26 protein-coding genes are annotated in these 23012 nt (G+C 70.3%); 13 read left to right on the top strand and 13 right to left on the bottom strand.

Annotation, left to right across the window (positions count from 1 at the left end):
• Window positions 1–155 precede the first annotated feature (155 nt).
• Both ACGFYQ_RS17085 and ACGFYQ_RS17090 read right to left on the bottom strand, forming a co-directional pair.
• Complete coding sequence (locus tag ACGFYQ_RS17085; protein WP_393744531.1) at window positions 156–374, bottom strand: hypothetical protein; 219 nt, start codon at window positions 372–374, stop codon at window positions 156–158.
• Between the two features lie 44 nt (window positions 375–418).
• Window positions 419–1360, bottom strand: a complete 942-nt coding sequence (locus ACGFYQ_RS17090) for a universal stress protein (protein ID WP_393744533.1) — start codon at window positions 1358–1360, stop codon at window positions 419–421.
• Window positions 1361–1523: 163 nt separating this feature from the next.
• Between ACGFYQ_RS17090 and upp the strand changes: the two genes are divergently transcribed.
• On the top strand, window positions 1524–2159 hold the full coding sequence (gene upp, locus ACGFYQ_RS17095; protein WP_393744535.1) for a uracil phosphoribosyltransferase: 636 nt from the start codon (window positions 1524–1526) through the stop codon (window positions 2157–2159).
• A 13-nt stretch (window positions 2160–2172) separates the two neighbouring features.
• Here the strand turns inward: upp and ACGFYQ_RS17100 are convergent, their stop codons facing one another.
• Together ACGFYQ_RS17100 and ACGFYQ_RS17105 are read right to left on the bottom strand one after the other, a co-directional pair.
• Window positions 2173–2847 (bottom strand): LytR C-terminal domain-containing protein, encoded by a 675-nt coding sequence (locus tag ACGFYQ_RS17100; protein ID WP_393744537.1) that lies wholly within the window; start codon window positions 2845–2847, stop codon window positions 2173–2175.
• A 198-nt stretch (window positions 2848–3045) separates the two neighbouring features.
• On the bottom strand, window positions 3046–3342 hold the full coding sequence (locus tag ACGFYQ_RS17105; RefSeq protein WP_017240525.1) for a type II toxin-antitoxin system VapB family antitoxin: 297 nt from the start codon (window positions 3340–3342) through the stop codon (window positions 3046–3048).
• Between the two features lie 88 nt (window positions 3343–3430).
• On the opposite strand from ACGFYQ_RS17105, the gene ACGFYQ_RS17110 reads away from it, so the two are divergent.
• Together ACGFYQ_RS17110 and opcA are read left to right on the top strand one after the other, a co-directional pair.
• Window positions 3431–5029, top strand: a complete 1599-nt coding sequence (locus ACGFYQ_RS17110; protein WP_393744539.1) for a helicase HerA-like domain-containing protein — start codon at window positions 3431–3433, stop codon at window positions 5027–5029.
• Between the two features lie 97 nt (window positions 5030–5126).
• Window positions 5127–6059 carry a glucose-6-phosphate dehydrogenase assembly protein OpcA gene (gene opcA, locus ACGFYQ_RS17115; RefSeq protein WP_393744541.1) on the top strand — a complete coding sequence of 311 codons (933 nt, stop codon included), beginning with the start codon at window positions 5127–5129 and terminating at the stop codon, window positions 6057–6059.
• On the opposite strand, the gene ACGFYQ_RS17120 is transcribed toward opcA, so the two are convergent.
• Together ACGFYQ_RS17120 and ACGFYQ_RS17125 are read right to left on the bottom strand one after the other, a co-directional pair.
• Window positions 6008–6481 (bottom strand): cupin domain-containing protein, encoded by a 474-nt coding sequence (locus tag ACGFYQ_RS17120; RefSeq protein ID WP_393744543.1) that lies wholly within the window; start codon window positions 6479–6481, stop codon window positions 6008–6010. The two genes, opcA and ACGFYQ_RS17120, sit on opposite strands and share 52 nt — an antisense overlap.
• 89 nt (window positions 6482–6570) lie before the next feature.
• Entirely contained in the window at window positions 6571–7173 is a 603-nt protein-coding gene (locus ACGFYQ_RS17125) for an HhH-GPD-type base excision DNA repair protein (protein ID WP_393744545.1), read from the bottom strand.
• Window positions 7174–7280: 107 nt separating this feature from the next.
• Between ACGFYQ_RS17125 and ACGFYQ_RS17130 the strand changes: the two genes are divergently transcribed.
• Window positions 7281–8093 carry a VOC family protein gene (locus ACGFYQ_RS17130; protein ID WP_393744547.1) on the top strand — a complete coding sequence of 271 codons (813 nt, stop codon included), beginning with the start codon at window positions 7281–7283 and terminating at the stop codon, window positions 8091–8093.
• 37 nt (window positions 8094–8130) lie between these two features.
• Window positions 8131–8550, top strand: a complete 420-nt coding sequence (locus ACGFYQ_RS17135) for a molybdopterin-binding protein (protein WP_393744549.1) — start codon at window positions 8131–8133, stop codon at window positions 8548–8550.
• Between the two features lie 12 nt (window positions 8551–8562).
• On the opposite strand, the gene ACGFYQ_RS17140 is transcribed toward ACGFYQ_RS17135, so the two are convergent.
• Window positions 8563–9009, bottom strand: coding sequence for a molybdopterin-dependent oxidoreductase (locus ACGFYQ_RS17140; protein WP_393744551.1), 447 nt, complete (start codon window positions 9007–9009; stop codon window positions 8563–8565).
• Window positions 9010–9479: 470 nt separating this feature from the next.
• On the opposite strand from ACGFYQ_RS17140, the gene ACGFYQ_RS17145 reads away from it, so the two are divergent.
• The 4 genes from ACGFYQ_RS17145 (at window position 9480) to ACGFYQ_RS17160 (ending at window position 12068) form a co-directional block, all read left to right on the top strand.
• Window positions 9480–10334: a hypothetical protein gene (locus ACGFYQ_RS17145; RefSeq protein ID WP_393744553.1), complete on the top strand. Its 855-nt coding sequence runs from the start codon at window positions 9480–9482 to the stop codon at window positions 10332–10334.
• Window positions 10319–10438 (top strand): helix-turn-helix domain-containing protein, encoded by a 120-nt coding sequence (locus tag ACGFYQ_RS17150; protein WP_393744555.1) that lies wholly within the window; start codon window positions 10319–10321, stop codon window positions 10436–10438. Before ACGFYQ_RS17145 ends, ACGFYQ_RS17150 begins: the two co-directional genes overlap by 16 nt.
• A 149-nt stretch (window positions 10439–10587) precedes the next feature.
• Window positions 10588–10929: a DoxX family protein gene (locus tag ACGFYQ_RS17155; protein WP_393744557.1), complete on the top strand. Its 342-nt coding sequence runs from the start codon at window positions 10588–10590 to the stop codon at window positions 10927–10929.
• 173 nt (window positions 10930–11102) lie between these two features.
• Window positions 11103–12068, top strand: a complete 966-nt coding sequence (locus ACGFYQ_RS17160) for a hypothetical protein (RefSeq protein ID WP_393744559.1) — start codon at window positions 11103–11105, stop codon at window positions 12066–12068.
• Window positions 12069–12130: 62 nt separating this feature from the next.
• On the opposite strand, the gene ACGFYQ_RS17165 is transcribed toward ACGFYQ_RS17160, so the two are convergent.
• The 5 genes from ACGFYQ_RS17165 to ACGFYQ_RS17185 form a co-directional block, all read right to left on the bottom strand.
• The gene (locus tag ACGFYQ_RS17165; RefSeq protein WP_393744561.1) at window positions 12131–12907 is read right to left on the bottom strand and encodes an SDR family oxidoreductase; all 777 of its coding nucleotides are present in this window, start codon (window positions 12905–12907) and stop codon (window positions 12131–12133) included.
• Window positions 12908–12963: 56 nt separating this feature from the next.
• Window positions 12964–13857, bottom strand: coding sequence for an RNA polymerase sigma-70 factor (locus ACGFYQ_RS17170; protein ID WP_393744563.1), 894 nt, complete (start codon window positions 13855–13857; stop codon window positions 12964–12966).
• A 79-nt stretch (window positions 13858–13936) separates the two neighbouring features.
• Window positions 13937–14359, bottom strand: coding sequence for a PIN domain nuclease (locus ACGFYQ_RS17175; protein WP_393744565.1), 423 nt, complete (start codon window positions 14357–14359; stop codon window positions 13937–13939).
• Window positions 14356–14571, bottom strand: a complete 216-nt coding sequence (locus ACGFYQ_RS17180) for a type II toxin-antitoxin system VapB family antitoxin (RefSeq protein ID WP_183066302.1) — start codon at window positions 14569–14571, stop codon at window positions 14356–14358. Before ACGFYQ_RS17180 ends, ACGFYQ_RS17175 begins: the two co-directional genes overlap by 4 nt.
• 78 nt (window positions 14572–14649) lie before the next feature.
• On the bottom strand, window positions 14650–17079 hold the full coding sequence (locus ACGFYQ_RS17185; protein ID WP_393744568.1) for a helicase C-terminal domain-containing protein: 2430 nt from the start codon (window positions 17077–17079) through the stop codon (window positions 14650–14652).
• 627 nt (window positions 17080–17706) lie between these two features.
• On the opposite strand from ACGFYQ_RS17185, the gene ACGFYQ_RS17190 reads away from it, so the two are divergent.
• The 4 genes from ACGFYQ_RS17190 to ACGFYQ_RS17205 all read left to right on the top strand — a co-directional run bounded on the left by ACGFYQ_RS17190 (window position 17707) and on the right by ACGFYQ_RS17205 (window position 22401).
• Window positions 17707–18864 carry an ImmA/IrrE family metallo-endopeptidase gene (locus tag ACGFYQ_RS17190; RefSeq protein ID WP_393744570.1) on the top strand — a complete coding sequence of 386 codons (1158 nt, stop codon included), beginning with the start codon at window positions 17707–17709 and terminating at the stop codon, window positions 18862–18864.
• The gene (locus ACGFYQ_RS17195) at window positions 18865–19365 is read left to right on the top strand and encodes a DUF4411 family protein (protein WP_393744572.1); all 501 of its coding nucleotides are present in this window, start codon (window positions 18865–18867) and stop codon (window positions 19363–19365) included.
• 679 nt (window positions 19366–20044) lie between these two features.
• Entirely contained in the window at window positions 20045–21448 is a 1404-nt protein-coding gene (locus tag ACGFYQ_RS17200; protein WP_393744574.1) for a helix-turn-helix transcriptional regulator, read from the top strand.
• A 23-nt stretch (window positions 21449–21471) separates the two neighbouring features.
• Complete coding sequence (locus ACGFYQ_RS17205; protein ID WP_393744712.1) at window positions 21472–22401, top strand: NAD-dependent epimerase/dehydratase family protein; 930 nt, start codon at window positions 21472–21474, stop codon at window positions 22399–22401.
• On the opposite strand, the gene ACGFYQ_RS17210 is transcribed toward ACGFYQ_RS17205, so the two are convergent.
• Window positions 22398–22826 carry a winged helix-turn-helix domain-containing protein gene (locus tag ACGFYQ_RS17210; RefSeq protein WP_266663754.1) on the bottom strand — a complete coding sequence of 143 codons (429 nt, stop codon included), beginning with the start codon at window positions 22824–22826 and terminating at the stop codon, window positions 22398–22400. The two genes, ACGFYQ_RS17205 and ACGFYQ_RS17210, sit on opposite strands and share 4 nt — an antisense overlap.
• Window positions 22827–23012 lie beyond the last annotated feature (186 nt).

The following is a 23012-nucleotide window of genomic DNA, read 5'->3' on the forward strand; positions in this document are numbered from 1 at the left end:
GCCGTGTCGCGGTGGCCGTCGGGGCCGGGGCCGGGGGTGCGGTGCCGCTGCGCCGGGCTACCCGGGCTCTGCCCGGACCCGCGCCTCCCACGCCGGGCGGGGCTGGATGTGCCGGCGCCAGGGGCGCGGGGTCCGGGGCGGAGCCCCCGGGTGGGCTACCAGCGGAAGGTGCGCATGCGCATCTGTTGGCGCATGCGGGCCGCGCGGGCGCGGCGGGGCTGGACGCGGTCGCGCAGCGCGCGCGCCTCCATCAGGTCGCGCAGGAACTGCGCGCGGCGCGCTCGGCGCTGCGCCGCGGTCTCCGGCGCGTCGTCGCTCGGCTGCGTGTCGGGCATCGGCCACCACCCCAGGCTGGTCGGTCGTTCCCCCTGCACCCACCTTCCCCCGGACGGGCCGTTTGATGCCACCCCCGTGCAGGTCAGACGTCGTCCGACAGTGTCGGGACCACGGCCACCGGGCCGTGCGCGTGGTGCAGCACCGCGTGCGCCACCGAGCCGATCGGCAGCGACATGGCGGTGCGGCGCGGGTGGTGGCGGCCCACCACGACCAGCGCCGCCGACCGCGAGGCGGTGACCAGCCGGCCCGCCGCGTCCCCGGGCACGGCGGCCTGCTCGACCGGGACGTCCGGGTACCGGGTGCGGAAGGGCGCCAGCCGCTCCGTCTGGGACCGCAGCATCTCCCGCTCGGCGGGCACGGCGTCCCCGTCGTCGGCCAGCCCCTCCGGCGGTATCACCGCGAACGGACTGTCGATCACCAGGGTCGGCGCGGGGGGGATGGCGTACGCGGACACCACCTGGACGGTGGTCCCCCGCACGGCCGCTTCCGCGAACGCGAAGGCCAGTACGTCGTCGGGCGTCTCGGCGGCGTGCAGGCCGAGCACCACCCGCCCGGCGGACTGCTCCGCGGTGGCCTCCCCCGCGCTCCGCTCCGCGTGCGGGACCACCACCACCGGGCACGGCGCCGTGGAGGCCACGGCACGGCTGTTCGAGCCGAGCAGCAGGCTGGCGAAGCCACCCCGCCCCCGGGAGCCCATCACCAGCATCCGGGCCTCCGCCCCGATCACCCGCAGCGCCTCGGGGACGGAGCCCTCCAGGGACTCGTACCGGATCCCCTCGGGCAGCTCGGAGCGGCCGCCGAGCAGGGTCCGGATCCGGTCGCCCACCGGGTCGGCGAACTCCTCCGGCTCCGAGGCGTCGTGCAGTGCGGACCGGCGCCCCGCATACAACTGGGCGTGGTCGGGCAGTACGTGGGCGATCAGCAGCCCCGCACCGTGCAGTACCGCCTCGGCCCGGGCCCACTCCAGGGCCCTGAGGCTGTGGTCGGATCCGTCGACGGCCGCGATCACCGGTGCGTTGCTCATCAGTCCAGCGTGCTGGGCGTCCGCGCGGGTCGCATCCGCAGGCCGCTGCGGGCGTGCCCGGGGCTTCGGACACGAAGGAGCCGCGTCAGCGCGTAGCCTTTTGGGTGCAGGTCGCGTCGTGCGGCCGTTTTTGCAGGTCGCAGGCCGAGTTTTGGAGGATGTTGTGCGTTTGCAGGTCGTCGATCACCCCTTGGTGGCGCACAAACTCACCACCCTGCGCGACAAGCGCACCGACTCCGCCACCTTCCGGCGGCTCGCCGACGAGCTGGTGACCCTGCTCGCGTACGAGGCCACCCGGGACGTGCGCACCGAGCAGGCCGACATCGAGACCCCGGTCGGCCCGACCACCGGTGTGAAGCTCTCGTACCCGCGTCCGCTGGTCGTGCCGATCCTGCGCGCCGGCCTGGGCATGCTCGACGGCATGGTGCGGCTCCTGCCGACGGCCGAGGTGGGCTTCCTGGGCATGGTCCGCAACGAGGAGACCCTGGAGGCCTCCACGTACGCGACGCGCATGCCGGAGGACCTCTCCGGGCGGCAGGTCTACGTCGTCGACCCGATGCTGGCCACCGGCGGCACGCTCGTCGCGGCGATCCGGGAGCTGATCAAGCGCGGCGCCGACGACGTCACGGCCGTGGTGCTGCTGGCGGCGCCCGAGGGCGTCGAGATCATGGAGCGCGAGCTGGCGGGCACGCCGGTGACCGTGGTGACGGCCGCGGTGGACGAGCGGCTCAACGAGCACGGTTACATCGTCCCGGGCCTGGGTGACGCGGGCGACCGCATGTACGGATCCGCGGAGTAGTTCTCCGGCTCGATCAGCACTTCCCGGTGGGCGCGGGCGCGGGGTTGGCCAGTACGGCCAGCGCCTTGTCCGCGTCCTCCTTCGTACTCAGCTCCTTGAAGGCGTCGCCAAGGATCAGGTCGATGTCCGCGGTTTCGCGGGCGTCGGTCTGCTGGGTGGCGCCGACGAGCTGGGTGCCCAGTACGGAGAAGGCGGCCTTGTCGGTGGCGGGGGAGCCCAGCAGTATCGCGGTGCCGGGGACCTTCTTGTCGAAGTCGGCCGGGGCGTTGCCGACGTTGCCGATGGCGAAGCCGCGTTTGGCCAGCTCGTCGCCGACGGCCTTGGCGAGCCCGGCGCGCGGGGTCGCGTTGTAGACGTTGACGGTGATGTCGCCGGGCTTGGGCAGCACGACCGCCGGTTTCGCCGTCGCGGAGGCGGCCGTGGCTGCTTCGGGGCCGGCCTTGGAGCCGTCCTTGGCAGCCGTGGTCGGGCAGTCCTTGGCCCCTGCGGCGGTATTCCGTTTGGGGCTGTCGCCCTGGAACACGTCGATGAGCTGCAGGGCCCCGTAGCCGAGCAGGGCCAGCGCGAGGACCGAGCCGAGCACGGCGAAGACGATCCGACGGCGGCTCCGCTTACGGCTCATGCGGGGGTAGGCGGCTCCCGTGACGCGGTACTTTCCGCCCATGCCGGGGGGAGTGAGCATGCTCATGGGCGCAGCGTAGTGCCGCCCGCCGACGATGCCTACTAAATGATCTGCTGATAGGTCAATGGTGACCCGAAAGGCGCAATCTACGCGAAGCGGCGGTCCGTCCCGAGCCCGTCCCCGAGGTCCGTCCGCGGCCCGTCCGCGGTACGTACCGAGGGCCGTACCGAGGGCCGTACCGCGGTCCGTACCGAGGCCGAAGCGTCAGTCCATCTCGAGGACGCGGGCGTGCAGGACCTGCCGCTGCTGCAGGGCCGCGCGCACGGCGCGGTGCAGCCCGTCCTCCAGGTAGAGGTCGCCCCGCCACTTGACGACGTGCGCGAAGAGGTCGCCGTAGAAGGTGGAGTCCTCGGCGAGCAGCGTTTCGAGGTCGAGCTGCCCCTTGGTCGTCACCAGCTGGTCGAGCCGGACCGGGCGCGGCGCGACGTCCGCCCACTGCCGGGTGCTTTCCCGGCCGTGGTCGGGGTACGGCTTTCCGTTACCGATGCGCTTGAAGATCACACGGAAAGCCTACCGGGCCGGGCCCTGCGGGCGCAGCCTCGCAGCGCGGGTGCAAAAGTGGCGGACGGGGTCAATTCGGGAGTGACGCATGAGCGAGAGCACCGACGCCGCCGTCCCGGCGGATCAGACGGGCCCGGCCGGCAAGATCGCCGCGGGGTACGCCTTCACCGGACCCGCGCTCGACCTGGGGGCCCTGCTCTGGGACGGCGCCTGCCTGCCCGGCCACCAGATCCGCATCCCCCTGCCGATGCTCAACCGGCACGGGCTGGTCGCGGGTGCCACCGGCACCGGCAAGACCAAGACCCTCCAGCTCATCGCCGAGCAGCTGTCGGCGAACGGCGTCCCGGTCTTCCTCGCGGACATCAAGGGAGACGTCTCGGGGATCTCCGCCCCGGGCGCGTCGAGCGGGAAGACCGAGGAGCGGGCCGCGGACGTTGCCCAGCAGTGGGAGGCCACCGGATTCCCCGGCGAGTTCTACTCGCTCGGCGGTATCGGCCCCGGCATCCCGGTCCGCTCCACCGTGACGAGCTTCGGCCCGGTGCTGCTGTCGAAGGTGCTCCAGCTCAACCAGACGCAGGAGCAGTCGCTCGGCCTGATCTTCCACTACGCCGACACCAAGGGCCTGGAGCTGATCGACCTCAAGGACCTGCGCGCGGTCGTCGCCTTCCTCGTCTCCGACCAGGGAAAGCCGGAGCTCAAGGGCATCGGCGGGCTGTCCACGGTGACGGCCGGGGTGATCCTGCGGGCACTGACCGCCTTCGAGCAGCAGGGGGCCGCGGAGTTCTTCGGCGAGCCGGAGTTCGACACGAGCGAGTTCCTGCGGACGGCCGCGGACGGGCGCGGGCTGGTCTCCGTACTGGAACTCCCGGCGGTCCAGGACAAGCCGCAGCTCTTCTCCACCTTCCTGATGTGGCTGCTGGCCGACCTCTTCCACGACCTGCCGGAGGTCGGCGATGTGGACAAGCCCAAGCTCGTCTTCTTCTTCGACGAGGCGCACCTGCTCTTCAACGGCGCCTCGAAGGCCTTCCTCGACTCCATCACCCAGACGGTGCGCCTGATCCGCTCCAAGGGCGTGGGCGTCTTCTTCGTGACGCAGACCCCCAAGGACGTGCCCTCGGACGTGCTCGCCCAGCTCGGCAACCGCGTGCAGCACGCGCTGCGCGCCTTCACCCCCGACGACGCGAAGGCGCTGAAGGCGACGGTGCGGACCTTCCCCAAGTCCGAGTACGACCTGGAGGAGCTGCTCACCCGGCTGGGCACCGGCGAGGCGGTCGTCACCGTGCTCAGCGAGAACGGCGCCCCGACCCCGGTCGCGGCGACCCGGCTGCGCGCCCCGCAGTCGCTGATGGGGCCGATCGAGGCGGCCGCGCTGGAGCAGGCCGTGAAGTCCTCGCCGCTGTACCCGCGCTACGCGGAGCCGGTCGACCGCGAGTCGGCGTACGAGAAGATCAGCGCCGAGCAGGCCGCCGCCGAGGCGCAGGCGGAGGCGGCCGCGGCGGCCACCGAGGCCGAGAAGCAGGGCAAGGCGGCGGAGCGGGCCGCGCGCAGCGCCCCGAAGCCGGATCCCTCGCTGGCCGAGCAGGTGGTGGGGAGCGGGCTGTTCCGCTCGCTGGCCCGGTCGATCGGGACGCAGCTGGGCCGGGAGATCTCGCGCTCGGTCTTCGGGACGGCCCGGCGGCGCAGATGACGCGGGGGCGGCCCGGGGGCGGCCCGGGAGCGACGTTCGAGGCGGAATCGAGCGAACCGGGTGCCCGGACAAGGGTGCGCGCTGACAGACTCGTGCCATGCGGACCGAACTCACCGACACCACGTCCAGCAAGATCAACCGGGCCCTGCTCGAAGCCCGCCGGGCCATCGGCAGCCCCACCACGGGACTGGTGCTGACCCTGGTGGTCGTCACCGACGAGGAGAACGCCTACGACGCCGTACGCGCGGCCTCCGAGGCCTCGCGCGAACACCCGTGCCGCATCATCGCGGTGATCAAGCGGACCTCCCGGGGCTCGCACAAGCTCCGCGCGACCCGGCTCGACGCCGAACTGCGCGTCGGCTCGGACGCCGGCACCGGGGAGACCATGCTGCTGCGCCTGCACGGGGAGCTGACCGGTCAGGCCGGCTCGGTCGTACTGCCGCTGCTGGTGCCGGACGCGCCCGTGGTGGCGTGGTGGCCGACCGACGCCCCCGCCGACCTGGCCAAGGACTCCCTGGGCGCGCTCGCGCAGCGCCGCATCACGGACGCGGCCGAGGCCGCCGACCCGGTCGGCGTGCTCGACGAGCGGGCCGCCGGGTACCAGCCCGGCGACACCGACCTGGCCTGGACCCGGCTGACGCCGTGGCGGGCCCTGCTGGCCGCCGCCCTGGACCAGAAGCCGCTGCCGGTGACCGGCGCGACGGTGGAGAGCGAGCCCGACAACGCGAGCGCCGAGCTGCTGGCGCGCTGGCTGGAGGACCGGCTCGGCACGCCGGTGGCCCGGGTGGCGAGCGAGGGCCCGGTGATCACCCGGGTGGCGCTGCAGACCACGGACGGCGAGATCCGGATCGACCGGCCCGCCGGCGCGCTGGCCACCCTGATGCTCCCGGGGAGCCCCGACCGCAAAGTGGCCCTGAAGATCCGCAGCGGTGCCGAGCTGATCTCGGAGGAGCTGCGGCGCCTCGACGCGGACGTGACCTACGGCTCCGCGCTGCGGCGGCGGCCGCTCCAGGCGGCGCTCTCCGCGTAGTGGTTGTCGTACGTCGACGAGCTGTCCTTGATGTCCTGGACGGTGGCCTCGCCCGCGTTCACCCGGCCGAGGAGGCGGTAGTAGTCGAAGCGGCCCATGCCGGGGGTGAAGCCGACGAAGACGCTGGCCGTGTGGCCCGCGGCGGGGGCGAAGGCGTGCTTGACGCCCGGCGGGATCGCGATGAAGTCGCCGGCGTCGAGGGTCTGGATCTCGTCGCCGACCAGGACGTCGAGTCGCCCGGCGGTGACGTGGAAGAACTCGGTGGCCTTGGTGTGGAAGTGGACCGGGGCCCCGGCTGCGCCCTCGTCGAAGGTGGCCGTGTTGCAGGTGAGTTCGGCCGTGTCCGTGAGCAGCGTGATGAGGCTGCCGGGGGCGTCGTAGATGGCTTCGGCGGTGGCGGCGCGGGTCGCGATCTCTGTCATGTCCCCAACTGTATGAGCCGGTCAGGCCGGTGCGCGGGGTCATCCGGGAGTCTGTCAGGTCGGCCGGTCCGCCGTGCCGCGGTGCCGGTTCACGAGCCGCCGGAGGCCTTCGCCGCCTTGGCCGCGGCCTTCATCTCCTGCTTGTGCGCCCGGACCTTGGCCAGGGACTCGGGGCCCGTGATGTCGGCCGCCGAACGGTAGACGTTCGCCGGTCCATACCCGCCCGCGGCCTCCCGCCACCCCTTCGGGCGTACGCCGAACCGCTTGCCCAGCAGGGCGAGGAAGATCTGCGCCTTCTGCTCGCCGAAGCCCGGCAGATCCTTGAGGCGCTTCAGCAGCTCCTCCCCGGTCGTGACGTCGGCCCAGACGGCCGCGGCGTCCCCGCCGTAGTGCTCCGCCAGGTACGCGCACAGCTGCTGGATCCGCTTCGCCATCGACCCGGGATACCGGTGGACGGCGGGCTTCTGCGAGAGCAGCGCGGCGAAGGCCTCGGGGTCGTGGGCGGCGATGACGTGCGCGTCCAGGTCGTCCGAGCCGAGCCGCTGCGCGACCGTCCAGGGCCCCGAGAACGCCCACTCCATCGGCACCTGCTGGTCCAGCAGCATCCCGACGAGCGCGGCGAGCGGGCTCCGGGCGAGCAGCGCGTCGGCCTCCGGCTGCTGGGCCAGCCGGATGGTGATGTCCTTGTCCATGGCTCCAGCGTGCCGCGCGGACGCGTTCCCCGCGCGGCCGCCGCACCGCGCGCCTAGCGTGTGTACGACGACAGGTACGAGTCGAGGAGCCGAGGAGTCGATCGACCATGGTTGAGTTCACCGAAGGCGCGCCGTGTTGGGTGGACGCGATGTTCGCCGACGTGGAGGGCGCCAAGACCTTCTACGGCGATGTGCTGGGCTGGACCTTCGGCGAGGCGAGCAGCGAGTACGGCAACTACACGCAGGCGTATTCCGACGGCAAGGCGGTGGCTGCCGTGGTGCCGCCGATGCCCGGCGCGGACGCCCCCTCGCAGTGGTGCCTGTACTTCGCCTCGCCCGACGCGGCGGCCACGGCCGAGAAGATCACCTCGAACGGCGGAGAGGTCCTGATGGGCCCGATGCAGGTCGGCGACTTCGGCACGATGGTGATCGCGAAGGAGCCGAGCGGGGCGGTCTTCGGCGTCTGGCAGCCGGGTGAGCACAAGGGCTTCGAGAAGATGGGCGAGGCGGGAGCGTTCGCCTGGGCGGAGGTCTTCACCCGGGAGCCGGCCAAGGCGGACGCGTTCCTGCCGAAGGTCTTCCCGTACGGCGCCCAGCAGATGGACCCGGGCGACGACCCCGAGATGGCCGGGATGGACTTCAAGGTCTTCAGCGCCGGCGGCCCCGAGAGCCCGGTGCTGGGCAGGATGAAGATGGGCGACGAATTCCCGCCGGAGATCCCGTCGTACATCCAGGTCTACTTCGGCGTCCCCGACTGCGACGAAGCGGTGGCGAAGACGAAGAAGCACGGCGGGAAGCTGCACTTCGGCCCGATGGACAGCCCGTTCGGCCGCTTCGCGGCGGTGACGGACCCGCAGGGCGCGGTCTTCGCGGTGATCGACATGTCGACGACGGTCGGCGAGATGCCGAAGTTCGGCTGAGTCGCTGGTGCACGGCGACGCAAGAGGTGAACGTCGTATGAGCCTGAGCATCCGCAATCAGATCGCGGGCACCGTCACCGCCGTCACCGCAGGTGAGGCCATGGCGACGGTCAAGGTCCGGCTGGACGGCGGTCAGGAGATCACCGCTGCCGTCACCGCCGATGCCGTCAAGGATCTCGGCATCGCCGCGGGCTCCCCGGTCACGGCGCTGGTCAAGGCCACTGAGGTGGCCCTGGCCACCGGTCCGGTCGAGGGCCTGTCCATCCGCAACCAGATCCCCGGCACCGTCGCGGACATCGCCGCCGGCCCCGCCATGGCGTCCGTCAAGGTGGACGTGAACGGCGGCGGGCTGACCGCCGCCATCACCGCCGACGCCGTCGCGGCGCTCGGCCTGGCGGCGGGCTCCTCCGTCGTCGCGCTGATCAAGTCGACCGAGATCTCGCTCCGGACGTCCTGACCGGAGGGGGAGTCAGAGCCCCAGGTTCGGCGGCGACAGGGCGCCGAACCACACGTGCGTGACCGCGCTGACGTAGCGCGCCCCGCACCGGTCCGACGGCACCACCAGCTGGCTCCCCGCCCCGTCGAGGTCCTCCCCGTCGAGGCGGGTGGCCAGCAGGACCGGGCTGCCGCCGAAGTCGGCGTCCAGCTCGGCCCACGACACGACGGAGTGGTGCCCGTCCCCGCCGCTGATCGCGAGCAGGAAGCGACTTCGGTCCTTTCTCCGCCGGATGTCGAAGGCGGGACTCGCGTCCGCGATCACATCGCGCAGCAACGCGCCCTCGAACACGTGGCGTTGCGGCCCGTTCGTCGCGCAGTCGAACGTGACCTCGGCGCGGTGCTGTGCCCATTCGCGCAGGTCCGCGACGCTCAGGGTCGCCGGATGGTCCAGGTCTCCGTGCAGCATGAGTTCGGCCATGCGTATGTCATGCCCGTGGCCACCCATTCCGGAACCTTATCTGCAAGCTTGACGGCGTGCTGCAACGCGCAGATGCGCGCTATTCAGTTGTTCCCTCCTTGCATCCTCTGCCGCATGGTGTCGCGTGTCACCGGCAGCTCCGTGCTGCGCAGGGACGAAGTCGGCGACGGGCGGGCGGCGGATGGCGCCGTCCTGGCCCTGGAGGAGGGCGGCCCCGTCGAGGGAGATCATCGGCCCGGCGGGGAGGCCGTCGCGGCGGGACGCTGGTCCCGGGCACGGAGAGAGGCGGGCTCGGGACGGCCCGCCCTGGATGATCAACCAAAAGGGAAATCTGGATCGGCGACCTGAGCCGCCGCCCGACCCGCACCTTCGCCCTCCCCGAGAACGTCCGCGGCGAGCTCAGCCGCCTCCTGGACGGCGGGGCCGGGGCCGCCGAACTGCTGGACCGGGCATGCGCGCACCTGGGCCGGGTGAGCGGCTACCTGCTCACCGCGAGCGGCCGCACGGTGGCCCGTACGCAGTCCGCGCCCGCGCTCCCCGCCCGGCAGGCGGCGTCCGCACCCGCCCGGGCGGGGGTCTCGCTGCGCGTCGAGGCCGAGGGTTCCCCGTACGACGCCTGGCGGCTGCACCTCCCCGATCCGGCCGCGGCGCCGCCCCGGGTGCTCCACGAGATCGCCGAGATCCTCGCCCAGTACCGGGACGGGCAGACGCGGCGGACCGCCCGGGAGCGGGCGGCCGGGCAGGAGCTGATCGCCCTGCTGGAGGGGGCCCCGGCCGATCCGGGCGGGCTGGAGGAGGCGCTGGGGGCCGCCGGACTGCCGGCGGGCGGCCCGTACCGCGCGCTGGCGGCGACCTCGGGCGACGCCCTGGCGGAGGCGCTGGCGCACCTGGAGGGGGTCCCGTACGCGGTGGGCCGGTCGGCGGCGGTGCTGTACGAGGACCCGGGCGCAGGCGCGGGCGCGGGGGCGGACGCGACGGCCGGGCTCCGCGCCGCGTGGCCGCTGCTGCGGGCGTGCGGCGGCCCGGAGGCCGACCTGCGGCTGGGCATCGGCGCGCCCGGCACCCGGGCCGAGGAGCTACGCGCGTCACTGACCCAGGCCCGGTTCGCCCTCACGGCCGCGGACGAGGAGGTTCCGGTGCGCGGGGTCGAGCAGTTGGACACCCTGGCGGAACTGCTGGCGGGGGTGCCGCCGGAGGTGCGGACGGTGTTCGGGGCGCGGACGCTCGGGGCGCTCGGGGACGGGATGCTGCGGGAGACCCTGGAGTCTTCCTGGCGAACAACTGCTCCTGGGCGCGTACGGCGGAGGCCATGCACCTGCACGTGAACACCGTGCACTACCGGATCGAGCGGGTGGAGGTACTGACGGGCCGTGACCTGTCCCGGCTGGACCACAAGCTGGACCTGTACGCGGCGCTGCGCTGCCTCTAGCAGGTGCCCCGGGAGTGTCCCGGGGGCGTCCCGGCGGTGCCCCGAGGGGGCAGCGCAAAAAACTTTCCGCGAGCCGGTCACACTGCCGTGGCGCGGCGGGTCATTGGAGTGAGACGCACACAAGGGAATCCACCAGAGGAGCAGATCCCATGTCCACCACCGCTGTTGTCGTCACCCTCGTCGCCGCGTTCATGACCGGTTTCTCGGCGGTCTCGGTCTTCATCGGCGCCAAGTGGGTCGTCGAGCCGCTGGCCGAGTACGGCGTCCCGCGCACCTGGTGGATCTGGCTCGGCACGGCCAAGGCCGCCGGAGCCGCCGGCCTGGTCGCGGGCCTCTTCGTCCCCGCGATCGGCATCGCCGCCGCGATCGGCCTCGCCCTTTACTACACCGGGGCCGTCATCACCGTCCTGCGCGCGAGGTCGTACGCACACGTCGCCTTCCCCGTCATCTACGCGGCCCCCGCCGTGGCCGCCCTGGCCCTCGGCTTCTGAGGGACGGGCGGAGGGTGTCGCCGCACCCATCGGAGGGGTGAGTGTGGGCTGAACCGTTGACGCCTGAGCGAGGCACGTATCCCCCTCGCTACCGCGATCCCCACGATGACCGAGGCGGCCCGAGTGGCCCCCTCGCACATCGTTCGATCCGGTTTCGAGAAGGAGCGGCGCATATGAGCCCCGAGAACAGGACCAGGTCCAGCCTGGGCCCATTGCCGAGGCGGAGCAGCTGGCTGACCGCCGGCACCCTCGCATCGCTCGCCCTGGTCATGACGGGACTCGCCAGTCCCGCGCTCGCCACGGCTCAGAGCGTGCGGGCGGCCGAGACGGTCAAGGCGGCGACCCCGACGGGCGGGGACGACTGCGAGCCGTCGCGCAGGAAGCCGGACCACGGCCCGGGAGCCGCGGCCGTCGAGGCGGGCCCGCGCGGTGGTGGCGGCGACGACTGCGACCAGCAGGGCCCGACGGGCCCCACAGGCCCCAGGGGCCCGAGGGGCGAAACGGGCCCCGCGGGCGCGACGGGTGCGACGGGTGAGGCCGGTCCGGCGGGCGCGACAGGGGCCACGGGCGGGACCGGCCCGGCAGGTGCCACGGGTGCCACGGGCGAGACCGGTGAGACCGGCGCTACGGGTGCCACGGGCGAGACCGGCGAGACGGGTGCCACGGGTGAGACCGGCGCGACCGGTGCTACGGGCGGCACCGGCGCCACGGGTGGCACCGGTGCCACGGGCGGCACCGGCGCCACAGGTGCCACCGGCCCGTGCAACGACATCGACAGCTACATGCCCAACAACACCGAGGCCTACAGCGCCGCGCTCACCGACGGCCACGCCTTCGGCGGCCGGGCATCGGCTCCGGGTCTCCCGCCCGCCTGGCAGGACTTCTCCGACATCGAGGGCTACCCCCTGGGCCGCGCCTGCGGGATCTCCATCGAGGGAGACGCGAACAGGGCGTTCATCAAGGTACTGACGGTGGACGGCCGGGTGTACCAGCTCGCCCTCGCCATCAACGGCCAGAACTTCAGCCCCGTCCCCGGTGCGACCTGGACCGAACTCACGCCGGCCCCGGTCCCCGACTTCCGCCGCTCCAAGGGCGTCCACAAGGGCGACCTCGCCTACTCGGGTCCCCCGAACCGCTGACACGTGGCGGCGGGGGGCCGGGCCGCGGTGCCTCCGCCGGGCACGGCCGGCAGGCCGCGGGGTCAGCGGGCGACCTGCTCGGCGAGATACTGCTCCCAGGTGCGCCTGCCGACCGCGCGGTCGGGGGCGGTCAGGTGGCCGGCGCGCCAGGCGGCGCCGATCCTGCCGGGGACGTGGACGGGGAGGACGACGCGGCGCTTGTCGGCTGCGCGCAGCCAGTCCCTGGCGAGGCCGGCGGCCGGGTACACGGTCGGGCCGGCGAAGTCGGGTACCTGGCCGCCCGGGGCGCCGAGGGACAACTCGACCAGGCGGTCCGCCACTTCGCCCGGGTCGACCGGCTGGCAGCCGGTGCCGGACGGCACGAGGACCACCGGGAGCTTGGACAGTGCCCCGAAGGCGAGGTCGAGCAGCGCGGGGAACTGGGTGGCCCGCAGGTTGGTCCAGCCGATCCCCGAGGCGGCGAGCAGCCGCTCGCCCTCCAGCTTGACCCGGTAGTACGGGTAGGGGATCCGGTCGACGCCGACGATCGAGATGTTGACGACGTGCTCGACGCCGGCCCGCTTCCCGGCTTCCAGCAGGTGCTGGAAGCCGGGGATGTCGTTCTTGAAGTGCCGGATGTCGCTCGCACAGTGGATAACCGTGCGGACGCCCGCGAGCGCCTCGTCCAGTCCGGTGCCGGCGGTCAGGTCGCCGGTGTACCAGGCCACCCCGGAGCCGTCCGGAACCGCGGTCCTGCGGGTGAGCGCGCGGACCGGGCGGCCGGTGCGGCGGGCCCGCTCCAACACCTCGCGGCCGAGCACGCCCGTCGCGCCGGTCACCATGATCGTGTCGTTGGTCATCAGTCTCAGCCTCGCGAGCCTCTCGGGGTCGTTGTCACTGATGAAGAACCGACGGGTCAGGCGTTCTGTGACAGCTCCCGGAGCTGAGTGGCGAGGAAGGCCAGTTTGTCCGGGTTCCGGACGAGCCGGATGCCGGTGATCCCGCCCTCGCCGAGCTCCAGCGCCCCGAACGCGGTCAGCTCGCCGTCCTCCCAGCCGACCACCACCGGAACGCCGTTCGCCTCGGCGAACCCGATCTGTGTGCCGCTCACCCATCGGGAGAAGAGACCGACCAGGAAGCGGGCCACGTTGTCCCGCCCGACCACCGGGCGACGGGCCGCACTCACCTTGCCGCCGCCGTCCGACCAGACGACCACCTGGTCGGCGAGCAGCTGCTCCAGCGGAGCCATCGCACCCTCGGCCGCGGCAGCCAGGAACCGGGCGAGCAACTCGCCGTCCTGCTCCCGCGAGGTGGTGAACCGCGGCCGACCGTCGGCCAGGTGCTGCTTGGCCCGACGGTAGAGCTGGCGCGCGTTCGCCTCCGAGGAGTCAAGGACGCCCGCGATGTCCCGGTGGCTGTAACCGAAGGCGTCACGCAGCACCACGGCGGCCCGCTCGGGGGCCGACAGTCGCTCCATCATCGTCAGCACCGCGAACGACACCGCGTCCCGCTGCTCCGCCGTCTCCATCGGCCCCAGCACCCCGGCATCGGTCCCCACCGGCTCCGGGAGCCAGGGCCCGGGGTACTCCTCGCGCTGCGCCCGGGCGGAGGTGAGCCGGTTCAGGCACAGGTTGGTGACCACCTTGGCCAGCCACGGGCCCGGCGCGGCCACCTGACCGGGTTCTGCTCCGTGCCAGCGCAGGTACGCGTCCTGCACGGTGTCCTCGGCCTCGGCCGCCGAGCCGAGCATCCGGTACGCCAGCGAGAACAGACGTGGCCGGTGGGTCTCGAATTCCTGCGTCGTGTCCATGACCCCAACTGAGACGGAAACCGGGACTGGACGGCACCGGACGGAGGCGAATGCAACCAGAACTGCAACCACTGCCGACTTATTTGCCGGGCTCCGGGCCGTACCACTGGAGGAGCTGGCCAGTCACTGCCGCGATGCACTCGAAGTCGTGGTCGCGATGAAGGAGGGTGAGCCCTTGCAGCTCGGCTGTCGCGGCGACGACGAGGTCGACGGCACCGGCGCTTCGGTGCTTTCCCTGTTTGGTCAGGGCGTCCTGGACCTGCCAGGCGCGGTCGTAGGCGCGGTCGTCGACGGGAACCCGGCCAAAGATCAGCCGCATGTCCTCGATGCCGCGCGCCCGGTCGGCTGCCGACCGGGCGCTGTAGAAGAACTCCAGCTCGGTGATGGGGCAGGTCGCGATGAGGCCGGCAGCTGCCGCCTGGTCCCAGCCGTACTGCTCCGCATCCCCGCGCATGAAGCGCGCGAGCGCGCTGGTGTCGATCAGGAACTGCGCCGCGTTCACCGCCGGTAGTTCCTCTTGTTCTCGAACAGCTCCAGGTCGAAAGCGCCCTCGTCGGCCGCGGCGCGGAGCCGGGTGAGCGCCAGGGCACGGCGCCGGTTCTCCAGCACCTCGCGCAGGGCGGTGTTGACAGTCTCCTTCTTGGTGCTCGTCCCCAGGGCTTTCGCCACGTCGGCGACCAGCTCGTCGTCCAGATCGATGACGGTCCGACTCATGTACACCTCCTGGATATCAACTGTGGGTTCAAGTATATCTCGCGAGGTGCATTTCGTTGCCTTCGGACCGCTCGGGCCCTATGCGGGCATCACGCCGTGGATCCGGGAGAGGGTGAAGGCGCGTTCGGCGTCCCGCAGGTGGCACCAGGCTTCGAGATAGGGCGGGTCGAGGGTGAGGCGGTCGAGGGTGCGTACGGTGCGGCTTCCTGAAGTGGAGACGTAATCGACCGTGACGGCCGTACCGGTGTCGATGGCATGGGCCAGCTGGCGGACATCGCTGTACGACAGCCGCTTCGCGTACCCGGCGACGATCTCTTCGGTGTCCGTGCCGAAGGGGACTCCGCCGGGCCCGAACGGGTCGGGTTGCGGTGTGGTCGGCGGGGCGGCCAGGAGCTGGGCGGCCAGGGCGTTCAGGTCGGCCGCGGGGGCCTCCGCCGCGCGGGGAGCCGCCGTGATGCGGAAGCCGGACTGCGCACGGGCCTTCCATGGGGCCGGTACGGGTGCGGCGGCCCGCTGGGGCCGGGTCTTCTCGACGCGTACGGTTCCGTCGGCCGTCTCGGCCACGGGAGCGTAGCCCTCGGCTCGAAGCGCGGCGAGGGTCTGGTCGAGTGGGCTGCGGCTGACCAGGACCGTCGGGGCGAGCCGTCGCAAGCCGAGCTTGGCGAGCTTGCTGTGGACGGCGATTTCGGCCAGGAGCGCGGGCTCCTCACCGTGGATGACGCAGGCGGCGGGGGCGATGCGTACGCGGCCGTGGCTGCGAGCGGTGTCGGCGATCAGATACGCCAGGGGCTGGGGCAGGGGCCCGACGGCGATGGCGGACAGGTCGGCTGTGATCTCGTCCGAGGTGCGTCCGGAGTCCAGGGCGCGGCGGATGCTGTCGGCGCTGAACCGCCACACCGAGGCCGTGCCGCGGGTTTCCCGGTCCGCGGCGGAATCCAGGAGCGCGTCCAGTCGCGCGGTCGGTGTTCCGGCGACGACGGCGGTGAGGTCGACGCCGATCCGTGCCGTGCCGGTGGCCGCGGGCAGCAGGCGTCGGCATACGGCGGCCAGTTCGTCCGTGTCGTCGGCTCGTAGGGCGCTGCCGAGGGGCGACAGGGCGCCGCGGGCGAGCACGCCGAGCAGTTCGGCCTCGCGGATCGCGGTGGCGAACGGTGTTTCGCCCTCGGGTGTCGGGTCGGCGAGCGGGCGGTGCCATGCCGCGAGCATCCCCAGGTCCGAGGAGGCTCGCGCTCCCTGCCCTGCCGGGAGGTGTGCGGCGGCGGCGAGCACCCCGTGCCGGGTCTGCAAGCAGCCGCCACAGGGCGGCGCCCCGGAAACTGCGGGGAGTGCTTTGTCGTCCTCGTCGCGCGCCTGGGAGGGGGTGAGGGGCAGGTTCCGCCATGCCTGGAGCAGCGCGGCGAACTGTTCCGAGGGTTCCTGCGCCGCCCAGGGGTCGTATGCCTTGGTGGGGGCGACGCGGTCGCCGTCCCGGGCCAGGAGCCCTGCCGCGTAGGCGGCCTCCAGCGTGATGCGTACCACGGCGTCATCGGCTTGGGCGGCCTTGCCGATGCGGGCCAGTTCACGTGCGCCGACCCCGCCGGACTTCAGCCTGGCCGGCGGCGCCGCCGAGCATGCCGACAGGACCGAGGCGGCATGCGCTGCGAACGCCGTGGCTGCGGCTGCCGTCTCCCGGTCCACCTCCGCCGCGTTGACGGACACCACTTGCACGGCGGGCGGTCCGGGTTCGAACGGCGCGTGCCAGGCGGGCCCGCGCAGTGCGAGTGCCACCTCGACGGGCATCCGGGCGGGGCCGTACCAGCGGCGGTCCCGGATCAGAAGCCCTCGGTCCAGCGCCCATCGCTCGCCCGGTTCGGAGTCGGCGCCGGGAGCCCCGAACATGATGGACCCGGGCTGCGGCGACGCGGACTTCGCTCGACGCTCCAGCAGCTTCCGGGCTGCCGCAGGAGCCTTCGCGACCACCGAGGCAATCCCTTCCGGATCGCTGTGGTGTGCGACAAGCGCTGCCATGCGCTGCTGCTTGGTGCTGGGCGGCTTGACGCCCAGCGCCCCCAACATTCCGCGCAGCTCGTCGGAGGTCATGTCCGCCAGCAGCTCCGCCAGTGGTGCGTCCAGCCCGAGCGGCGCCTCCCACGCCTGCCGCAACGGTGCGGCCATGTGGAGCCTTCCGCTGTGGTCCGGCCAGACCAGCGCGTGGCTGGCCAGTCCTTCCAGGATTGCCTCCAAGGCGCGGCCGGCCTCGCCGGCTGTCGCTCCCAGCAGCTTCGCCAGGGCCTCGCGCGACGCGGGCGCCCCCAACGCTGCCACGGCCTCGGCCACCTGCAAGTCGGGCAGGGTGAGCAGGGGCAGCGCGAGTGCCACCGACCCCGGCCGCTGAAGACGGTCCGCCAGCTCCCCCACCGAGCGCGGCTCCGGAGGGGACACCGTGTCCTCCCGTGCCGCGAGCACGCGTGCCAGGCGAGGGCCGTCGAGACCGCGCAGCCAGACTGTCAGCGTTGATCCGGACGCCATGGAGAACCCCTCCTCAGATCAAGGAACGCGCCAAGTCGGACCTCGGCCAGGCCGGCGCCGGGCCCAAGGATGGCCCATCCGGTGGGCCTGGGTGTGTCGCATGGCGGAAGGTTCCCGCCCACGGGTGTCGTCGAGCTGCGGTACACGCCCTGCCCACCCGCCGAAATATCCTGAAGTATCCGGCGTAAAGGCAACCAAAACTGCGACCACGGAACGCAGAAGGCCCCGGCCGGTTTCCCGGTCGGGGCCTTCAAGTGCCCGGTGAGGCACTGGCGGAGGATACGAGATTCGAACTCGTGAGGGGTTGCCCCCAACACGCTTTCCAACTGTCCGCATGGCCGTACGGGGCGGTTCACGGGCGTACACGCGGCAGACCAGGTGGGTCGCCTGAACGTGCGTGAACCACGGCGGCTGTCAGCGCACTGGACAAAGACCAGGACAACGAGCAGACCGGGCAGGAGTGCTTGGGCCGACAGTTCGTCGAGGCCCTGAGGACCTCATCATCGTGCGTCTTGCGTACGCCCTCTAGGAAGCACGGTCCAACATCAGTAGCCTCTCCACTACTGCCAGTGGGTGTCTACTCACGTCGGGCAGCCCTGACCTATGGTCGTAGGGGAGGTGAGTCGCGTGGTCGTACGTGTCCGAGTTGAGCCGGCGCTGTTGCAGTGGGCTGTGGATCGCGCGGGCTGGTCGGCCGCCACTATCGCGAGTCGCGCGCCGCGATTCCACGAGTGGGTAAGCGACGATGTGCGTCCTACGTTGAAGCAACTGGAGAGTTTCGCCAACGCCACGCACACACCATTCGGCCTCCTGTTTCTCTCCGAACCTCCGGAAGAGCCGATTCCGATCCCTGACATGCGCACTCTCGGAAACCGTAGGATTAGTCGCCCCTCCGTGGATCTCCTGGACACCATTTATTCTTGCCAGTCGCGACAGGAATGGTATCGCGAGTATGCCACGGCTCAGGGATTTCCTCCGGTTTCGTTCATAGGGGAGGCGACCACTTCCAGTAACCCCGATGATGTGGCCGCTAAAATTCGCCAGATTCTACGTTTTGGACTTCCTGATCGTCGAGCGTTCAATTCTGGGGAGGATGCCCAAAGGAAGCTGATCGATAGGATCGAGGACGCGGGGGTCCTTGTAATGGTCAGTGGTATCGTCGGTTCTGATACGCATCGAAGGCTGAATGCGGAAGAGTTTCGCGGGTTTGCGTTGGTAGAACCTGTCGCGCCCTTGATCTTTGTCAACGGCGCGGACACTAAAGCGGCTCAACTGTTTACCATGGTCCATGAGCTTGCTCATGTCTGGCTTGGTGAAAGCGCCCTTTCTGATGCGGCAATGGCGCGACGTAGCGATCACGATGAAGAGCTCTGGTGTAATCGAGTAGCCGCTGAGGTTCTGGTGCCTCTAGTGGCGATCCGGTCCGACTATCGTGGTGTGCTGAACCGGACCGAACTGGACCGGCTTGCGCGCCTCTACCGCGTCTCGACCCTGGTTGTCTTGAAGCGCCTGCACGATGCGGGTTTCCTGTCTTGGGGCGATTACCAGGAGCGTTACTCCGCAGAGCTGTCCAGGATTATGGCAATTTTGACGGCGAAGAGGGCTGAAGGGGGCGGTGGTAACTACTACAACACGCAGCCTCTTCGTCTGAGCCGCCAATTCACGCGTGCTGTCATTTCTGACACGGTCGAAGGTAAGACTCCCTACAGGGAGGCCTATCAGCTGTTGGGTACAAAGAAGCATCAGACGTTCCAGAACCTGGTTGCGGAAATCGGAGCCGCTTGAATGTATCTGGTTGACGCTAATGTGCTGATCGAGGCGAAAAATCGGTACTATGCATTCGATATCGCGCCTGGTTTTTGGGCGTGGCTCGATCATGCGCATGAGAACGCTATAGCGTGCAGTATCGAACCGGTTCGGGATGAGCTGATGCAAGGGGCTGATGAGCTCGCCGCTTGGGCTCAAGCGCATCCGGATTTCTTTCGCCCCATAGATGCTGATGCAACGCAATACTTCGGCCCGTTGACCGTGTGGACTCAGTCGAGGCCGTTTACGGCTGCTGCGACACAAGAGTTTCTCACAAACACCGCTGACTTCTTCCTGGTGGCTTACGCGCGGGCGCATGGCCATACCCTCGTGACTCTGGAGCAACCGCGTCCCGACGCGCGGAAGCGGGTGCTCATACCGGATGCGTGCAACGCGTTGGGGGTCATTTATTCCAATACCTTCGGCATGCTGCGAAACGCACAGGCCCGCTTGGATCTGAGTCTCGGCACTGCGGCTTGATCAGGCTGCGAGGTGCACAATTGGCGTCGCATACCGAGGAATCTCTAGCCTGCCGCGCTTAGCGCCGTGTCGAGGATCAAGTCTTCGAGTCGGAGAGCCGCCCGCTGATGCTCGCCATCGCGGGCCACCGATTCGACCTCTGCAGCGCCAGTTGGGTTGGGGCTCCCGCCGCCTCAGCTATCCACCCGCCGGGAGCCACTTACGGTGGTCTCGCCGGAGCTTGAGCCCCATCGGAGGTATGTCGGTACAGGTGCAGGCCGTTGGGGCTCGGACTCATGCCTTCGGGCGACCATGGCAAAGATTGAGACCAGATCAAACAACATCAGCTACGGCCGTCCCGAGCAGCCTCCCCACGTCCACCGAGCCAAGCTCGGAAGCGACTACCGCAATGAGGCAGTGAACCTTCTACGGGACCGCTTCGCCCGAACTATTGCCGTCACACCTATGGAGTTGGAAGCCCATGATTGTTGCGCCGCTGGCGCCATCCCTCTGCACCCGGTGCGGCACGAAGTTAAGCCGAAGTAACACCGATACCGTGTGCAGCCCCTGTCGCAGAGCTGTCGGCCCTATAGCCGCTGGCAGCCAACCGCAGGCTCTATCGACTGAGCCGTCCTCGCCGCACTGGCTTGCCGGAGACACGGAGCGGAGCGCCCCTCCCGACGGCTCGAACCTCTCCGATGTGCTCAAGGCGTATCGGGCGCTCCACAAACTCAAGCAACAGGATCTTGCCGACCTGCTCGGCTACGACCAGTCGTACGTGTCCTTGCTCGAACGGGGTAAGCGGACCATCCGGGACATGGTTGAGCTTCGTAGGCTCGCCACCGCACTGGCGCTACCTGAGGAAGAGCTCGGCTTGCTCCCGCCTGCCGAAGCCGTGGTCACGGTCGCCTCCGTTCATGACACGGGCGAGCGGAGCCCACTTGCCGCGGTCGATGACCAACGTCGCTGGCGCATGACGCGTCGTGAGCTCAACCGGCACCGAGCCGACCTTACTCAGGCCGCCGCGCGCCTATACCCGGACGTTCTCCGCGCCGGAAAGAGCCCGGTGCTCACCCGTGAGTCTTGGATGTGGCCCGAGCCAGTCGACTTCGCGGACATCGAGTTGTCCTGGCTCACCCAGACGCGTCCGCCTGAGGTGAGCGGGCGGGAGAAGGAGTCGGAGGGAGTCCGGCCGCTCGCGGCGAACGGCACAAAGTTCGATCGCTACACCCAAGCCATCAGGATGATCGACCGACCGTCCCTGTTCGTGAACCGTCCGAGTTTCCGCCTGCTCGATGTCGCCCAAGCGGACGGCCGGCCGAAGTTGTCGTTCGGGTACACGACTTACTTCGACATGGCTGACGTCTGTGAGGGCGTGGCGCACGAACTGGCGAGCGCCTGGCTGAAGACCGGCAGCGACCCCGCGTGGATTGGCGATCCAAGTTGGGCGGAACTTCCCTTCAGGGCTCTGGTTGGAGACCCCTTTGACCTGGCTCACCGGCCGTTGCTGCCGTCGATCGACACCCTGACTATCCGGCTGGGCCCCGAGGGAGCATCGTTCCCACTCCACCACCGGTCCGCGAGCAACGTTGCGTTGGCCGGCGGGAACTACCACGTCATGCCAGCGGGGGTGTTCCAGCCGTCTTCGGTGATGCCCTGGGATCAGTCGAACGACTTCAACCTCTGGCGCAACGTGCTTCGCGAGTACGCGGAGGAGTTCCTCGGCGACCCCGAAGCAGACGGCAGTAGCGGCGAGCCGATCGACTACGACGGTACGGAGCCGTTCCGAACGCTCAACCAGGCTCGCCGAGAAGGCAAGGTGCGCCCGTTCTGCTTCGGGATCGGCCTGGACCCGCTCACGCTGGCGGGGGAGATTCTGAGCGTGGTCGTCATCGAAGCCGACGTCTACGACTCCGTCTTCTCCGGCATGGTGTCGCGGAATTCCGAAGGCGCGGTCGTGGCTGGCCGAGCCGGTGGCAGCGGCACCGGGATCGAGTTCACCGAGCCCAACATCCGGCGCCTGCTGGACAATGAACCTCTGGCATCCGCCGCCGCCGCGTGCCTCGACCTGGCGTGGCAGCATCGCGGGCTCATCCTGGGCTGAGAGGCAGATCAGTGCGCGTACTTGTGACCGGCGCCTACGGGTTCGTAGGCAACGCGGTTGTACGACGGCTCGCCGAAGTGGGACACGAGGTCGTGGCACTCACGCATCGGCCAGCGGGCGCTCCCCTCCCGGAGCTGCCGGTTTCGCAGGTCGTCCGCGGCGATATCCGGGACAAGATGGCTCTTGCCGCAGCCCTCGACGGCGTCGAGGGCGTGTGCCACCTCGCGGCTCTCACCCGGGTTCGTGAATCCTTCGACCGTCCGGAGGAGTACCAGGACGTGAACGCCGGCGGCACCGTGGCACTGCTTGATGCACTGGCCGCCGCATCCCCGAATCTGACCCCGAGGGTCATCCTGGGTTCCACCGCGGCGGTCTACGGTGCACCCGAGCGGCAGCCCATCAGTGAGGACACGGTGCCCGCGCCGAGCAACCCCTACGGCGTTTCGAAGCTGGCCGCAGACGATGCGCTTCGGGTCCGAGCCGAGGCGGGCGAGATCGAGGCTGTGAGCCTGCGCTGTTTCAACATCTCGGGGGCTGTGTCGGGGGTGGGGGACGCAGATGAAAGCCGGATCATCCCGAAGGCCGTGGCGGTTGCGGCCGGCCGTTACGCGCACCTTGAAATGAACGGCGACGGCGACGCGGTCCGGGATTTCGTCCACGTCGACGACTTGGCTCGCGCTTACGTGCTGGCCCTTGAAGCCAGCACGTCGGCCCCGTACCGGCTCTACAACGTCGGTGCCACTGCGGCGAGCATGCGCGAGATCGTGGCCACCGTTGAACGGGTAACCGGAAAGCCGGTGCCGGTAGTGCACCGCCCGCCTCAGCCTGAGCCTCCGCGGCTGGTCGCCGACATCTCCCGGATCACGACTGACCTGGGATGGAAGCCCGAGCGGTCCAGCCTTGAGGCACTGGTCGCCGACGCCTGGTCGGCAGTCTCAGGCAGCGATCGCTAAGGCTTGGTCAAGCGGTCCTTGACGCTTGCGGGCAGGCTATCGAAGGCCTCCCGCCAGTGCTCAAGGGCCGCTTCGCCGTCTGCGGAACCGGTGCCGCTCTTGCCCAGTGACTGGCGTAGCGCTGCCTCGACCTCCAGGCCTGCCAGCAGAAGCGGCAGGGCCCAATCCGCCGCACCGCGCGAGTGATCCGCGAGTCGAGGCGGAAACTGAGCGAAGACCCCCTTGCCCTGGTGCCCCACGACGTATCCCTCCGCTCGAAGCAGAGACACCGCGTTCTTCACCACGGTGCTTGAAGCGCCGGAACTTGCGATCAACTCCTGTGCCGATGGCAGCGCGGCGCCCGTGGCCAGCTTGCCGCTGCGGATCCGTTCACGCAGGTCATCGGCCAGCTGAAGGTACGCCGGCTGTCCTCGGAACTCGGTCATCGGGATAGTCCTCCAGTCAGGGTTGTTGTACCTAGTACACCAGTCTCCCCGCATCCATTCCCTTCAGGTAGGCCGAGCCACTTGCCAACATGGTGCACTAGGTGCACCATGTTTGTTGTGAGGCCAACACATCTGTGGCAGGCCTCATATGACAAGCCGTCATTCGATTCCGGAGCTCAACGCGCA

The sequence above is a fragment of the Streptomyces sp. NPDC048258 genome (genome assembly GCF_043201995.1).
In the GTDB taxonomy this organism is placed as follows: domain Bacteria; phylum Actinomycetota; class Actinomycetes; order Streptomycetales; family Streptomycetaceae; genus Streptomyces.

Bases quoted from the DNA above. Each gene is read 5' to 3' on its own strand.
- ACGFYQ_RS17125 (WP_393744545.1), bottom strand. From the start codon at position 7,173: ATGGACAAGGACATCACCATCCGGCTGGCCCAGCAGCCGGAGGCCGAC.
- ACGFYQ_RS17090 (WP_393744533.1), bottom strand. From the start codon at position 1,360: ATGAGCAACGCACCGGTGATCGCGGCCGTCGACGGATCCGACCACAGC.
- ACGFYQ_RS17135 (WP_393744549.1), top strand. From the start codon at position 8,131: ATGAGCCTGAGCATCCGCAATCAGATCGCGGGCACCGTCACCGCCGTC.
- ACGFYQ_RS17120 (WP_393744543.1), bottom strand. From the start codon at position 6,481: ATGACAGAGATCGCGACCCGCGCCGCCACCGCCGAAGCCATCTACGAC.
- ACGFYQ_RS17110 (WP_393744539.1), top strand. From the start codon at position 3,431: ATGAGCGAGAGCACCGACGCCGCCGTCCCGGCGGATCAGACGGGCCCG.
- ACGFYQ_RS17185 (WP_393744568.1), bottom strand. From the start codon at position 17,079: ATGGCGTCCGGATCAACGCTGACAGTCTGGCTGCGCGGTCTCGACGGC.
- opcA (WP_393744541.1), top strand. From the start codon at position 5,127: ATGCGGACCGAACTCACCGACACCACGTCCAGCAAGATCAACCGGGCC.
- ACGFYQ_RS17150 (WP_393744555.1), top strand. From the start codon at position 10,319: ATGCACCTGCACGTGAACACCGTGCACTACCGGATCGAGCGGGTGGAG.
- ACGFYQ_RS17180 (WP_183066302.1), bottom strand. From the start codon at position 14,571: ATGAGTCGGACCGTCATCGATCTGGACGACGAGCTGGTCGCCGACGTG.
- ACGFYQ_RS17130 (WP_393744547.1), top strand. From the start codon at position 7,281: ATGGTTGAGTTCACCGAAGGCGCGCCGTGTTGGGTGGACGCGATGTTC.
- ACGFYQ_RS17165 (WP_393744561.1), bottom strand. From the start codon at position 12,907: ATGACCAACGACACGATCATGGTGACCGGCGCGACGGGCGTGCTCGGC.
- ACGFYQ_RS17195 (WP_393744572.1), top strand. From the start codon at position 18,865: ATGTATCTGGTTGACGCTAATGTGCTGATCGAGGCGAAAAATCGGTAC.
- ACGFYQ_RS17160 (WP_393744559.1), top strand. From the start codon at position 11,103: ATGAGCCCCGAGAACAGGACCAGGTCCAGCCTGGGCCCATTGCCGAGG.
- ACGFYQ_RS17155 (WP_393744557.1), top strand. From the start codon at position 10,588: ATGTCCACCACCGCTGTTGTCGTCACCCTCGTCGCCGCGTTCATGACC.
- ACGFYQ_RS17210 (WP_266663754.1), bottom strand. From the start codon at position 22,826: ATGACCGAGTTCCGAGGACAGCCGGCGTACCTTCAGCTGGCCGATGAC.
- ACGFYQ_RS17140 (WP_393744551.1), bottom strand. From the start codon at position 9,009: ATGGCCGAACTCATGCTGCACGGAGACCTGGACCATCCGGCGACCCTG.
- ACGFYQ_RS17100 (WP_393744537.1), bottom strand. From the start codon at position 2,847: ATGAGCATGCTCACTCCCCCCGGCATGGGCGGAAAGTACCGCGTCACG.
- ACGFYQ_RS17170 (WP_393744563.1), bottom strand. From the start codon at position 13,857: ATGGACACGACGCAGGAATTCGAGACCCACCGGCCACGTCTGTTCTCG.